At 61.7% G+C, this 12,863-nt stretch carries 10 protein-coding genes; 6 read left to right on the forward strand and 4 right to left on the reverse strand.

Going from position 1 to position 12,863, the window contains the following annotated elements; genetic code table 11:
• Positions 1-320 precede the first annotated feature (320 nt).
• From tauA to tauD, 4 genes are all read left to right on the forward strand, one after another.
• Positions 321-1,298: a taurine ABC transporter substrate-binding protein gene (gene tauA / locus AEQ63_RS02040; RefSeq protein WP_064361594.1), complete on the forward strand. Its 978-nt coding sequence runs from the start codon at positions 321-323 to the stop codon at positions 1,296-1,298.
• A gap of 16 nt (positions 1,299-1,314) precedes the next feature.
• The gene (tauB, locus tag AEQ63_RS02045; RefSeq protein ID WP_042608577.1) at positions 1,315-2,109 is read left to right on the forward strand and encodes a taurine ABC transporter ATP-binding subunit; all 795 of its coding nucleotides are present in this window, start codon (positions 1,315-1,317) and stop codon (positions 2,107-2,109) included.
• Positions 2,106-2,939 (forward strand): taurine ABC transporter permease TauC, encoded by an 834-nt coding sequence (gene tauC / locus AEQ63_RS02050; RefSeq protein WP_064361595.1) that lies wholly within the window; start codon positions 2,106-2,108, stop codon positions 2,937-2,939. The genes tauB and tauC overlap by 4 nt, the downstream gene beginning before the upstream one ends.
• A 141-nt stretch (positions 2,940-3,080) precedes the next feature.
• A complete protein-coding gene (tauD, locus tag AEQ63_RS02055) occupies positions 3,081-3,923 on the forward strand; it encodes a taurine dioxygenase (RefSeq protein ID WP_064361596.1) in 843 nt (280 codons plus the stop codon).
• A 198-nt stretch (positions 3,924-4,121) separates the two neighbouring features.
• On the opposite strand, the gene mgrA is transcribed toward tauD, so the two are convergent.
• From mgrA to AEQ63_RS02070, 3 genes are all read right to left on the reverse strand, one after another.
• Complete coding sequence (mgrA, locus tag AEQ63_RS02060) at positions 4,122-5,159, reverse strand: L-glyceraldehyde 3-phosphate reductase (protein WP_064361597.1); 1,038 nt, start codon at positions 5,157-5,159, stop codon at positions 4,122-4,124.
• 72 nt (positions 5,160-5,231) lie between these two features.
• Positions 5,232-6,551: an LLM class flavin-dependent oxidoreductase gene (locus AEQ63_RS02065; protein WP_042608573.1), complete on the reverse strand. Its 1,320-nt coding sequence runs from the start codon at positions 6,549-6,551 to the stop codon at positions 5,232-5,234.
• Between the two features lies 1 nt (position 6,552).
• Positions 6,553-8,778, reverse strand: a complete 2,226-nt coding sequence (locus tag AEQ63_RS02070; protein WP_064361598.1) for a TonB-dependent receptor — start codon at positions 8,776-8,778, stop codon at positions 6,553-6,555.
• A gap of 201 nt (positions 8,779-8,979) precedes the next feature.
• On the opposite strand from AEQ63_RS02070, the gene AEQ63_RS02075 reads away from it, so the two are divergent.
• Positions 8,980-10,017: a LacI family DNA-binding transcriptional regulator gene (locus tag AEQ63_RS02075; protein WP_064361599.1), complete on the forward strand. Its 1,038-nt coding sequence runs from the start codon at positions 8,980-8,982 to the stop codon at positions 10,015-10,017.
• 189 nt (positions 10,018-10,206) lie between these two features.
• Complete coding sequence (locus AEQ63_RS02080) at positions 10,207-10,467, forward strand: hypothetical protein (protein WP_064361662.1); 261 nt, start codon at positions 10,207-10,209, stop codon at positions 10,465-10,467.
• Positions 10,468-10,491: 24 nt separating this feature from the next.
• On the opposite strand, the gene betT is transcribed toward AEQ63_RS02080, so the two are convergent.
• A complete protein-coding gene (gene betT, locus AEQ63_RS02085; protein ID WP_160768576.1) occupies positions 10,492-12,453 on the reverse strand; it encodes a choline transporter BetT in 1,962 nt (653 codons plus the stop codon).
• Positions 12,454-12,863: the final 410 nt, after the last annotated feature.

Here is a 12,863-nt window from a genome sequence, read left to right on the forward strand (position 1 = left end):
GGTGTCTGGCGGCTACGGGGCCGGCCCCGGGCCGCTTGGCGACGCGTGTGTCCCGGTGGGGGCGAGCCGCCTCCGCGCGGCCGTCGCGCCCAGTAGGCGAAAATAGCCGAGGGGGCCGTAGAGAGGGGAATCGTTAAGGTGTGTGGGGGCCCCTCGCCCCGCGCGGGAGGGAAGCCTCCCTCGCCACAAGTCCCAACCGCCCGCTGTGCTTAGATTTTTCCGCTCATAAGCTCATTCGAAAAAGTTATTTATTTCTAGATTCTTAGATCATTTAGTCTCCGTTCACGCCGACATTCGGTCGCCTGATCTGGAGCTCCCAATTGAAACTGAATTTCCCGCTTCGCCTGCTCGCCGTGGCCTCTCTGGCTGCTGCAAGCTTCCTGGCCCAGGCGGCCGATCTCACCGTTGCCTACCAGACCACCGTCGACCCGGCGAAAGTCGCTCAGGCCGACGGTGCCTACGAGAAAGCCACCAAGGCCGACATAAGCTGGCGCAAGTTCGATAACGGCGCCGACATCATCGCCGCCATCGCGTCCGGGGATGTGCAGATCGGCTACCTCGGTTCGAGCCCGTTGACCGCCGCGATCACCCGCAAAGTGCCGGTGGAAACCTTCCTGATTGCCACGCAGATCGGCGCCGCTGAAGCGCTGGTCGCGCGCGACGGCTCCGGCATCAAAACGCCGCAGGATCTGATCGGCAAGAAAATCGCCGTGCCGTTCGTGTCCACCGGGCATTACAGCCTGCTCGCCGCGCTCAAGCACTGGAACATCGATCCGTCGAAAGTCACCGTGCTCAACCTCGCGCCGCCGGCGATTATCGCCGCGTGGAAACGCGGCGACATCGACGCCACTTACGTTTGGGATCCGGCACTGGGCGTGGCCAAGGAAAACGGCAAAGTGCTGATCACCTCCGGCGAGCTGGCCAAGTTCGGCGCGCCGACATTCGATGCGTGGATCGTGCGCAAGGACTTCGCCGAGAAGCATCCGGACATCGTCACCGCGTTTGCCAAGGTCACCCTCGACGCCTACGCCGACTACCGCAAGGATCCGAAAGCGTGGCTGGCGAATCAGTCCAACGTCGACAAATTGGTGAAACTGTCCGGCGCCAAGGCCAGCGACATTCCGTTGCTGCTGCAGGGCAACGTCTACCCGCTGGCGGCGGATCAGGTCAGTGACCTCGGCGCGCCGACCACCAAAGCCATCACCGACACCGCCGCGTTCCTCAAGGAGCAGGGCAAGGTCGAAGCCGTGCTGCCGGATTACGCGCCGTACGTCAGCGCCAAATACATCACCAACTGAACCGGAGATCACAGCGATGGCCTTGCTACAGCTGGAGCGCATCAGCGCACAGTACCCGGGCAGCCCGGAGCCGGTGCTGGCGGATATTTCTCTGACCCTGGGGCCGCAGCAGTTGCTGGTCGCCCTTGGCCCGTCCGGCAGTGGCAAGACTTCACTGTTGAACCTGATTGCCGGTTTCGTCGAACCAAGTGCCGGGCGCATCACCCTTGACGGCGTGCCGGTCAAAGGCCCGAGCGCCGAGCGCGGCGTGGTGTTCCAGGACGACGCCTTGCTGCCCTGGCAGGACGTGCTCGCCAACGTTGCCTTCGGCCTCGAACTGGCCGGTGTCGGCAGGGACAAACGCGAGCAGCGCGCTCGGGAAATGCTCGCACTGGTCGATCTCGCCGGTTTCGAAGACCGGCGCATCTGGCAATTGTCCGGGGGCCAGAAACAACGCGTCGGCCTCGCCCGCGCCCTCGCCGCCGACCCGCGCGTGCTGCTGATGGACGAACCCTTCGGCGCGCTTGATGCATTTACTCGCGAGCAAATGCAGGAGCTGTTGCTGCAAGTCTGGCAGCGCACTGCCAAACCGGTTTTCCTGATTACCCACGACATTGAAGAAGCGGTGTTCCTCGCCACAGACCTGATTCTGCTGGCGCCGAATCCAGGGCAGATCGTTGAGCGTCTGCAGCTGGATTTCGGTCAGCGCTACGCCGCTGGCGAGTCGGCCCGCGCGATCAAATCCGATCCGCGTTTTATCGAAACCCGCGAACACGTGCTGAGCAAAGTCTTCTCGCAACGCAGCGCCGTACCCCGGCAGGAGCGCGCATGAGCAGTTACGACGTTTCCGCTGCGGCGGTGAAAACCCCTTCGGTGAGCATCCCGGTACGCCGTAGCCTCAGCACGCGCTGGATCAGCCTGCTGACCCTGTTCGGCCTGTTGGCGATCTGGTGGGCGGTGACCGCTAGCGGTCTGATCGAACCGCTGTTCCTGCCGCCACCTTCTGCCGTGTTGCAAAAGGGCTGGCTGCTGGCGACTTCCGGATACATGGATTCGACGTTGTGGCAGCACTTGGGCGCCAGCCTGAGCCGCATTGGTCTGGGCCTGGGTTTTGCCATCCTGACCGCCGTGCCGGTGGGCATTGCCATCGGCGCCAACCGCATCGCCCGTGGCGTGCTCGATCCGCTGATCGAGTTCTATCGCCCTATCCCGCCGCTGGCCTATCTGCCGCTGATCGTGATCTGGTGCGGCATCGGCGAGTTGTCGAAAGTGCTGCTGATCTATCTGGCGATTTTCGCGCCGATTGCCATTGCCACAGCGACCGGTGTGCGCACGGTCGACCCGGCAAAACTGCGCGCGGCGCAGTCGTTGGGCGCGACGCGCGCGCAGCTGATTCGCCATGTGATTCTGCCCAGCGCCTTGCCGGACATTCTCACTGGCGTGCGCATTGGCCTGGGGGTTGGCTGGTCGACCCTGGTCGCCGCTGAGCTGATCGCGGCCACCAGTGGCCTGGGTTTCATGGTGCAATCGGCCGCGCAATTTCTGGTCACCGATGTGGTGGTGCTGGGGATTCTGGTCATCGCCCTGATCGCCTTCGCCATGGAGATGGGCCTGCGCGCCTTGCAGCGCAAACTGGTGCCGTGGCACGGCCAGGCGCACTGACAATTTTCAAATCAATCCCCTGTGTAGGAGCTGCCGAAGGCTGCGATCTTTTGATCTCGTTTTTAAAAAGATCAAGATCAAAAGATCGCAGCCTTCGGCAGCTCCTACATAGGGTGATGACCGCAATTGAAGAGAAAGACCATGAGCAGCCTCAACATCACCCCATTAAGCTCGGCCCTCGGCGCGCAGATCAGCGGCGTCGACATCAGCCAGCCGCTGAGCCTGGAACACCGCGACGCCATCGAACAGGCGTTGCTCAAATATCAGGTGCTGTTCTTCCGTAACCAGCCGATCGAGCCGGCGCAGCAGGCACGTTTCGCGCATTATTTCGGCGACCTGCACATTCATCCGATCTACCCGAACGTGCCGGAGCAACCGGAAGTACTGATCCTCGATACCGCCGTCACCGACGTGCGCGACAACGCGATCTGGCACACCGACGTGACCTTCCTGCCGACGCCGGCGATGGGCGCCGTGCTCAGCGCCAAGTTGCTGCCGGAATTCGGTGGCGACACTTTGTGGGCGAGCGGTATCGCCGCGTATGAAGCGTTGTCGGCACCGATGAAAACCCTGCTCGAAGGGCTGACGGCGACCCATGATTTCACCCGCTCGTTTCCACTGGAGCGCTACGGCAATACCCCGGAAGCGCTGGCGCAGTGGGAAGAGGCCCGGCGCAAGAATCCACCGCTGTCGCACCCGGTGATTCGCACGCACCCGGTGAGCGGACGGCGCTCGCTGTTCGTCAGTGAAGGGTTTACCTCGAAGATCAACGAACTCTCGGAAACCGAGAGCGAGGCGATTCTTAAGTTTCTGTTTGCCCATGCGACCCGACCGGAATTCACCATTCGCTGGCGCTGGCAGAAAGACGACATTGCGTTCTGGGATAACCGCGTGACCCAGCATTACGCAGTAGACGACTACCGCCCGGCGCGGCGGGTGATGCAGCGGGCGACGGTGTTGGGGGATGTGCCGTTTTTTCGCTGAGCCCTGAACAGCAAAAGCCCCTCACCCTAACCCTCTCCCGGAGGGAGAAGGGACTGAATGGGGGATGCTTTAGAGGTACGCCGACCTGATATTGCTTTGCTGAATCCATAATCGACTCGTTTTTTCAGGTCGATGTATGGCGACAGACACCTCGGTCGACTCCCTCTCCCTCTGGGAGAGGGCTGGGGTGAGGGTCGCTTATTCCGCCGTCGAAGGCTTCTCCCAAAGATTGATCCCGCCCTCCTGGGCAAACCGATCGATCTCCGCCAGCTCTTCAGCGCTGAAATTGAGATTCTTCAGCGCACCGACGTTCTCGATAATCTGCTCCGGCCGGCTCGCGCCGATCAGCGCCGAGGTTACCCGTGGGTCGCGCAGCGTCCACGCCAGCGCCAGTTGGGCCAGGCTCTGGCCGCGACGCTGGGCGATCTCGTTCAATGCGCGCACATGGGCAATGTTGGCCTCGGACAAATGCGACGCCTGCAACGAACCGCCACCCGGGCGATTGACCCGTGCATCGGCCGGCACGCCGTTGAGGTATTTGTCGGTGAGCAAGCCCTGCGCCAGCGGCGTGAACGCGATCACGCCGGTGCCGAGCTCATCGGTGGTATCGAGCAGATCCTTTTCCACCCAGCGATTGAGCAGGTTGTACGCCGGTTGATGAATCAGAAGCGGCACTTTCCACTCTTTCAGCAACGCGGCCATTTCGCGGGTTTTCACTCCCGAATAGGACGAGATACCGATGTACAGCGCCTTGCCCTGCTGTACAGCCGTGGCGAGGGCGCTGGCGGTCTCTTCCAGCGGGGTATCCGGGTCGAAGCGGTGCGAGTAGAAGATATCCACATAGTCCAGACCGAGGCGTTGCAGACTCTGGTCGAGGCTCGCCAGCACATATTTGCGCGAGCCGCCGCCCTGACCGTAAGGGCCGGGCCACATGTCCCAGCCGGCCTTGCTGGAGATGATCAGTTCGTCACGGTAATGCTTGAAGTCTTCGCGCAGCAGGCGCCCGAAATTGATCTCGGCGCTGCCGTACGGCGGGCCGTAGTTGTTGGCCAGATCGAAATGGTTGATGCCCAGATCGAACGCGGTGCGCAGCAAGGCGCGCTGGGTGTCGATCGGTGTGCTGTCGCCAAAGTTGTGCCACAGGCCCAGCGACAATGCCGGCAGCACCAGACCGCTGCGGCCGACGCGGCGGTAGGGGATGGAGTCATAGCGGTTTTCGGCAGCGGTGTAGGTCATCGAATCCTCTCTTGTCTGTCTTGAAATGGGTGTCGATTGCTCGTGTGGGAGCGAGCCTGCTCGCGAAGGCTGTTACGCAAATCTATTGCCGGGTCGAGTCAGGCCCAGATTCTGCCGCAACGTGCGGCCTTCATATTCAGTTCTGAACAAGCCACGCCTTTGCAGTTCCGGCACCACGCCTTTGGCGAAATCTTCGAGCCCGCCCGGTAGGTGCGGTACCAGCACGTTGAAGCCGTCCGCCGCGCCTTGCTCGAACCACTCCTGCAGGCGATCGGCAATCTGTGCCGGCGTACCGACCAGGCTGTAATGCCCGCGCCCGCCGGCGATCCTGCGACCGAGTCCGGCAAGGGTCAGGTTCTCCCGACCCGCCAGTTCGGTCAGCAGTTTCTGTCGACTCTGCTGACCGCTGTCAGTCAGCGGCAACTCTGGCAATGGCCCGTCCAGCGGGTACTTCGATAAATCGAAGTTGCCCAGCATACGCCCAAGCAGCGCAACGCCCACCTCGGGTTCGACCAATTGCTGAAACGTTTCACATTTCTCCTGCGCTTCAGCCTCACTGGCACCGACCACCACAAAAACGCCAGGCATGATTTTCAGCGAATCGGCACTGCGTCCGAACCTGGGCAAGCGTCCCTTGATATCGGCGTAAAACGCCTGAGCGGCGGCCAGCGAAGTCTGTGCGGTGAACACCACTTCAGCGGTTTGCGCGGCCAGCTCACGCCCGGCTTCGGAAGATCCGGCCTGGACAATTACCGGCTGCCCCTGTGGCGAGCGCGCGACATTCAGCGGGCCTTTGACCCGGAAATGCTCACCCACATGATCGAGCACATGCAGCTTCTGAGGGTCGTAATAGGCGCCGCTGGCCTTGTCGCGGTGGAAGGCATCGTCCTCCCAACTGTCCCAGAGCCCGGTAACCACTTGATGAAATTCGCGGGCGCGGCTGTAGCGTTCGGCATGGCCGATGTGTGCGTCGCGGCCGAAATTCAGCGCCTCGGCGGCGTTGTCCGAAGTCACCAGATTCCATCCGGCACGTCCGCCCGACAAATGATCGAGCGAGGCGAACTTGCGCGCCACGTGGTACGGCTCGTTGTAACTGGTGGTGGCCGTGGCGATCAGGCCGATGTGCTCGGTCACCGCGCTCAGTGCCGAGAGCAACGTCAGCGGCTCGAAGTGATCGGAGCGCGCCATGCGGCTGGCGATGTCCTGGGTCGGTGCGGCGACGCTGTCGGCGACAAACAGCGCATCGAACTTCGCCGCTTCGGCGGTTTGCGCCAGACGTTTGTAATGGGCGAAATCCAGCCCCGCATCCGCCGGCACATCCGGGTGCCGCCACGCTGCCACGTGGTGCCCGGTGGCCATGAGAAACGCACCGAGTTTCATCTGTCGGCTCATCTCAGAAATCCTTGCGCAGTTGCACGCCAAAGTAGCGTTCGTCATCCCGCGGCACGGCGCGATAGATGTAGCTGCCGCCACTGGCCAGCAACGGCGAATAGGACTTGTCAGCGAGGTTCTTGCCGAGCAGGGCGACGCGCCAGCCATTGCTGTAATCGGCCAGGGCGAGACTGGCGTTCCACAGCCCATAGGCGCCCTGTTTGGTCTCGGGGTTCTGGCTGATGTCGTACTGCACTTCGCTCTGCCAGCTGTAATCGGTGCCCAATTCAATATCGAGGCCATTGTCCAGGGGGATTGTGTAGTCGGCGCGCACGTAGCTTTTCCAGTCCGGGCTGAACGGCAGTGGTTTGCCGTTGACGTTGCACGACGCCGCCGCGCCGGCCGGGCAGGCGAATTCGTCGATGCGTGCGCGGGTGTAGGCCAGGGCGCCGGAGAACTTCAGTTGCTGGCTGGCTTGCAGGGCGTAATCGAGTTCGACGCCTTCGCTGGTGACGCTGCCGGCGTTGATCAGACGCGTCACCACCTGCCCGGCGACGGTGTCGAAAAAGTTCGCCTGATAGTTGTCGTACTCGCTGTGGAAGATCGCCAGGTTGGTGGTCAGGCGATTGTTCCAGGAGGTAGCTTTGATCCCCGCCTCCCAGGTGTTTGAAGTCTCCGGTTTCAGTGCTTCGGTATCGCGCGGTTGCATGTTGAAGAACACGTTGTAGGCCGGGCCTTTGTAACCGCGCGAATAGGTCAGGTAAGTGGTGACGGTATCGCTCAGGTCGTACTGCAAGCCGAGGCGACCGGACCAGCCGTCTTCGTCCACCGAGCCTGAACTGCTCGTCGCGGGTTGAATGCCGCTGACCGTGGTGGCCGAGGTTGAAACGCGTCGGTGATCGTATTCGAGATCATCGTGGGTATAGCGCAGGCCGGCGATGCCACGAAAGTCCGAAGTGAAGTTCAGCGTGCTCTCGCCAAACACCGCGTAGCTGTCGCTGGTGGTGCTGTAATCGGCGACGCCACGGTCGGTGCGAGTGGGGGTGGTCAGGGTGCGCCGGTAGGTCTCGTCGTCCTTGCCGTGCATGTAGAACAGGCCGCCGACGTACTCGAGAAACTCGCCTTTCGGTGAGGCCAGACGCAACTCTTGCGAGTATTGGTCGAAGGCCAGATCGCCCTTGTCTGCGGTGCCGGGAAACGCGGCGGTGACGGTGCCGAGGCGATCGCCATCCTGATACTGGGTGTTGTCCCAGCCACGCCACGCCGTGATCGACGTCAGCGTGTAATCACCCAGTTGCCAGTCAAGCTGGCCGGACAGGCCTTTGTTGATGTCTTCGATGTGAGAGCGGGTATCGGTGTTGATATCGCGGTTGTGGCTGGTGGCATTCACCGGGCTCAGCGCGTTGGCGAAGGCCGGCGTCAGCGCTTGACTGACGACACCATTGGGCGCGTCGTCGTGGGACTGCATGTAGTCAGCGATCAGGGTGAAGGTGATGTCGTCGTTCGGGGTGAATTCGAGTTTGCCGCGCACGCCGCGATGGTTGTAGCCGTTCACTTCATGGCCGTTGTGCTGATTGTCGACGTTGCCGTCGTACGTGCCGAACAAGGTGCTGATCGAGCCCTTCAGCGTATCCGGAATGAGGCTGCCGCCGAGGCCGAAACGGGTGCGGCTTTCGTTGCCGCTGTAGTACGACTGATCGATGTAGCCGTGGGTTTCGGCGGTCGGTGCTTTGCTGGTGATGTTGAGTACACCGGCCGAGGCATTCTTGCCGAACAGCGTGCCTTGCGGGCCGCGCAGCACTTCCACGCGCTCGAGATCGAGCAGATCCAGCGTGGCCTGACCGGGCCGCGCGTACACCACGCCATCGATCACCGTCGCCACGGTCGGCTCGACCCCGGGCGAGGTGGAAATGGTGCCGACGCCGCGCACGAATAACGAGGTGTCCTTGTTCGAGGCGCCGGTGCGGAAGTTCAACGAAGGCACTTGCTGAACGATGCTCGCCACGCCGTTGCGGTTGTCGCGTTCGAGCTGTTCACCGTCGAGCACCGAAACTGCCACCGGTACTTTCTGCAGCGACTCTTCCCGGCGAGTCGCGGTCACCGTGACGGATTTCAGCGTCGGTTCCTGATCGCTGCTGTCAGCGGCAAACGCGGTGGGCAGCGGCAGCGCCGCCAGCCCGGTGAAAATCCAGCCCGCCGCGCGAATCGACTGCGTCAGTGTGTGTGTTGCCCCAGGAAAATTGCGCATAGGTATCCGCTCGAAAATGGCCCTGAACCACTGCCGTTCTGCGACGACAGCGCCTGAATCTGTCTTGGGCATTCGCTCGAGCGAGTAGCAGACAACGCGCTTTGTTAGCGCTAACATCGCCAGTATTGGCACCTCGGCATAGAGCGTCCAATACTGAAAAATTACTTTTATATGCGATTTGGTTTTTAGAAGGATCGAGCCTTGAGCGACGAGAAAACGCGCAAACGCCGAGGCGCCGGCCGAGTCACGCTGAATGCCGTGGCGCGTGCGGCCGGGGTGTCGGCGATTACCGTCTCGCGGTATTTCAATCAGCCCGAACAGGTTTCGCCTGAGCGTCGCGAGCGCATTGCGGCAGTGGTCGCCGAGTTGGGCTATGTGCCGAATCTGGTGGCGGGTGGCTTGGCCTCGGCGCGCGGGAAAATTGTCGGCATGGTCATTCCGAACATCTCCGGGCCGATCTTTGCCAACACGATCCAAGGCTTCAGCGACACCCTCAGTCGACACGGTTATCAGCTGTTGCTGGCTTCGAGCTATTTCGATATCGAGCAGGAAGAAAATGCCGTGCGCGCATTTCTCGGCTGGTCGCCGGCAGCGCTGGTGCTGACCAGCCACTTCCACAGCGCAGGCACCGAGAAGATGCTCGCCGAGGCGGATATCCCGGTCATCGAAACCTGGGATTACCAGCCGGAACGCGGGCCGATGCAGATTGGCTTTTCGCATTTCGAAGTGGGCGTGACGGCGGCAAGGCATCTGCTGGAAAAAGGCTACCAACGCATCGCCTTCGTGCAAAACAGCGCGCCGGGGGACTTCAGTGCCCTGGAGCGCCGCGATGGTTATGCCGCCACTCTGCGAGGCGCAGGGAGGGAGCCATGGTTCTTCGCCCCGGACGCCGACCGCGCACCGTTCGACGCCGGCAAGCAAGCGATGGAAGCCTTGATGAACGCCTCACCACGCCCCGACGCGATCATCTTCGCCAACGACAACCTCGCCGCCGGCGGCCTGCTCGCCGGGCAACGCGCCGGTTTGAAAATTCCCGAAGACTGCGCCGTTCTCGGCTTCGGTGATTACCCGTTCGCCGAGATGCTGTTGCCCAGCCTGAGCACGATCAAACCACCGGCACTGGAGATCGGTGTACTCGCCGCGACACGCGTGCTGGAAAGCCTTGGCGTGTTGCCGAGCGACGAAGTGCAGCGGCTGAATCTGCTGGAGTGCCAAGTGATCGAGCGCGAAAGCATCTGATGAATATGGCGGGGGCTGGATTGGCTATGCTCTAGAGGAGAACCTGGTGGCCCTATCGCGAGCAGGCTCACTCCTACAGGGAATGGGGTTGGCCACAGGATTTGTGGGCAGCCGCGACCCACTGTAGGAGTGAGCCTGCTCGCGAAGGCGGCCGATCAGGCAACACCCATCCACCAGGCCAAACCTGCCATGCACACCGCTATCATCATCTTCTTCGGCCTGGTCCTGCTCGCGCTGATGCTTTACATCGGCGAGCACATCGGCTTCAGCCGCCACACGCTGGCCTACGCTTTCGCAGCGCTGTGGCTGGCGTTGACGCTGATCAACGGGGCGGTCGGCGTGGTGCATGCGGGGCAGCCGTTGGGGACGGAGATTGCGATTGGCAGTGCGGTGTTCGGCGTGCCGGTGGCGGCGATGGTGTTGTTCATGGTGCTGAGCGCCGAGGCGTGAAACGTCCCGGCGCTCAGTGGCCATTCAACGCACCAGGTGGAGGAACTGCATGTGCCGTTCGTATTGGTCGAGGATGTCGTTGATGATCTGCTCTTTGGTGTAGCCGACCAGATCGTAGTCCTGACTGCCCTCACTCAAGTGCACTTCGGCGCGGTAGTAGCGGCGATTGTTGAGTTGCTTGGAGCCCATGCCGCCACGCGCGAACGATGGCGTGAAGTAGCCGCGCATCTGCACCTGATAGATGAACGGATGCTGTTCGCCATGGCCGATCTCCAGGCTGACGTTGTCATGCGCCGGATCCGGCTGAGTGACTACGTGCAGACCTTTTTCGACAAACACGGCGGTCACTTCCTCGATCGCCGGACGTACCGTGCTTTCCATGAAGCGATACACCTCGTCGCGGGACGGGAAGTGCACGGCCTGACTCAGGCGCTGTCGCCAGCCGCCGGTGCCGCGCCGCGAACCGGAGACCGGCGCCAGCGAATGCAGCTGCGCGATCTGCTTCTGCGATTCCAGATAGAACGCCTTGTGCAGACCCCACATCATCAGCAGCAGGATCAGCGAGAACGGCAACGAAGTCAGCACCACCGCTGACTTCAGCGCATCGATGCTGCCGGAGAACAGCAGCGCACTGGTGATCAGCGCGGTCATCGCGCCCCAGAACACCCGCAGCCATTTCGGCCCGTCTTCATCCGGGTTGCCGCCCTTGGCCGACAGCGTCGAGAGCACCACGGTGCCGGAGTCCGCCGAGGTGACGAAGAACACAAAGCTGATGAACACCGTCACGGCGATAACGGTTTTGCTCCAAGGGTAGGTTTCCAGCAGCAGATAAATGCTCATCGACGGATTGTCGATGGCGGACATGCCCAGCGCGCTCATGCCGTGATTAAGCACTTGGTCCAAGGCGCTGTTGCCGAAGATCGACATCCACGCCAGGGTAAAACCGAGCGGGATCAACAATACGCCGAAGACGAATTCACGGATGGTCCGGCCACGGGAAATCCGCGCGATGAACAGGCCCACGAACGGCGACCATGCAATCCACCAGGCCCAGTAGAACACTGTCCAGCCACCCAGCCAGTCGCTCGGTTTGTCGTAGGCGTAGAGGTCGAAACTTTTCATCGGCAACGCGCCGAGGTAGTCGCCGACGTTCTGGATCAAGGTATTGAGCAAGTGCTGCGTCGGTCCGGCGAACAGCACGAACAGCAGCAGTCCGCAGGCGAGCAGCATGTTGATGTCGGACATCACCCGTACGCCCTTGTCGACGCCGGAGACCGCAACGATGATCGCCGCGCCCATCATCAACGTGATCAGCCCGACCTGGATCCACTGGGTGTGGGCGATGCCGAACAGGTAGTCCAGACCGGAATTGAGATGCAGCACACCGAAGCCCATGTCCGCACCGAGGCCGAACACCGTGGCGATGATGCCGAAGCCGTCCACCGCGTAGCCGATCGGGCCATTGATGCGTTTGCCGATCAGCGGGTAGAGCGCCGAACGCAGGGCGAGCGGCAGGTTGTGGCGATACGCGAAATAGGCCAGCGCCATGCCGACAAAGGCGAACACGCCCCAGCCATGCAGGCCCCAGTGCAGGAACAGAATCTGCATCGCCTGGCGCGCAGCATCGGCGGTACCGGCCTCGCCCTGCGGCGGCTGGAGCATGTGCGTGAGCGGTTCGGAGACGCAGAAGAAGAACAGGGTGATGCTGATCCCGGCGGCGAACAGCATGCCGGCCCAGGACAGGTAACTGAATTCGGGCTCGTCGTGGTCGGCACCGAGTTTTATCTTGCCGTAGCCGGATAAGGCGGTGACCACCACGAAGACCAGATACAGAGTCATCGCGAGCATGTAGTACCAGCCGACCGTGTTGGCCGCCCAGTTTTGCGCTTCCAGTAACCAGGCGCCGGCCTGTTCAGGTATGGCGATGACGACAAGGCCAAACAGCAGAATCACCGTCGCGGCGAAGTAGAACACCGGCGGATTCATGCGCACCAGACCGCTGGCGGGGGTAGACGATGCACTCATGAAACGTGCACCTCGATGGGTTGAAACGTGGCTGAAATGATCGGACTCAGCAAAGGCAAGCCTCCTGTTGTGAGCGGGCAGCGAACCACCGGTTTAACTTGAATGAACGTTCAAGTTAAACATGGATAGGGTGATAAGGACTAATCGCCGGGCTGGGCGGTAGGTTTCCTACAGCGCCCGAGGAGGTGTATGACGCGGGTTTTGTGAGATTCGTTCACTGCGCCAAGCAAGAATCAAAAGCCCCTCACCCTAACCCTCTCCCAGAGGGAGAGGGGACTGATTGGGGGATGTTCAGAATGTGCGCCAACCTGAGGAAACCGTGCCGAATCCATAATCGACCCGGTATTTCAGGTCGGTGTATGACGCAAGAT

It is taken from the genome of Pseudomonas sp. RIT-PI-o (genome assembly GCF_001297215.1).
Taxonomy (GTDB): Bacteria; Pseudomonadota; Gammaproteobacteria; order Pseudomonadales; family Pseudomonadaceae; genus Aquipseudomonas; species Aquipseudomonas moraviensis_A.

What these genes read in the sequence shown, in the direction of transcription:
- tauB (WP_042608577.1), top strand. Translation starts at nt 1,315, where the DNA reads ATGGCCTTGCTACAGCTGGAGCGCATCAGCGCACAGTACCCGGGCAGC.
- tauC (WP_064361595.1), top strand. Translation starts at nt 2,106, where the DNA reads ATGAGCAGTTACGACGTTTCCGCTGCGGCGGTGAAAACCCCTTCGGTG.
- tauD (WP_064361596.1), top strand. Translation starts at nt 3,081, where the DNA reads ATGAGCAGCCTCAACATCACCCCATTAAGCTCGGCCCTCGGCGCGCAG.
- mgrA (WP_064361597.1), bottom strand. Translation starts at nt 5,159, where the DNA reads ATGACCTACACCGCTGCCGAAAACCGCTATGACTCCATCCCCTACCGC.
- AEQ63_RS02065 (WP_042608573.1), bottom strand. Translation starts at nt 6,551, where the DNA reads ATGAGCCGACAGATGAAACTCGGTGCGTTTCTCATGGCCACCGGGCAC.
- AEQ63_RS02070 (WP_064361598.1), bottom strand. Translation starts at nt 8,778, where the DNA reads ATGCGCAATTTTCCTGGGGCAACACACACACTGACGCAGTCGATTCGC.
- AEQ63_RS02080 (WP_064361662.1), top strand. Translation starts at nt 10,207, where the DNA reads ATGCACACCGCTATCATCATCTTCTTCGGCCTGGTCCTGCTCGCGCTG.
- betT (WP_160768576.1), bottom strand. Translation starts at nt 12,453, where the DNA reads ATGAATCCGCCGGTGTTCTACTTCGCCGCGACGGTGATTCTGCTGTTT.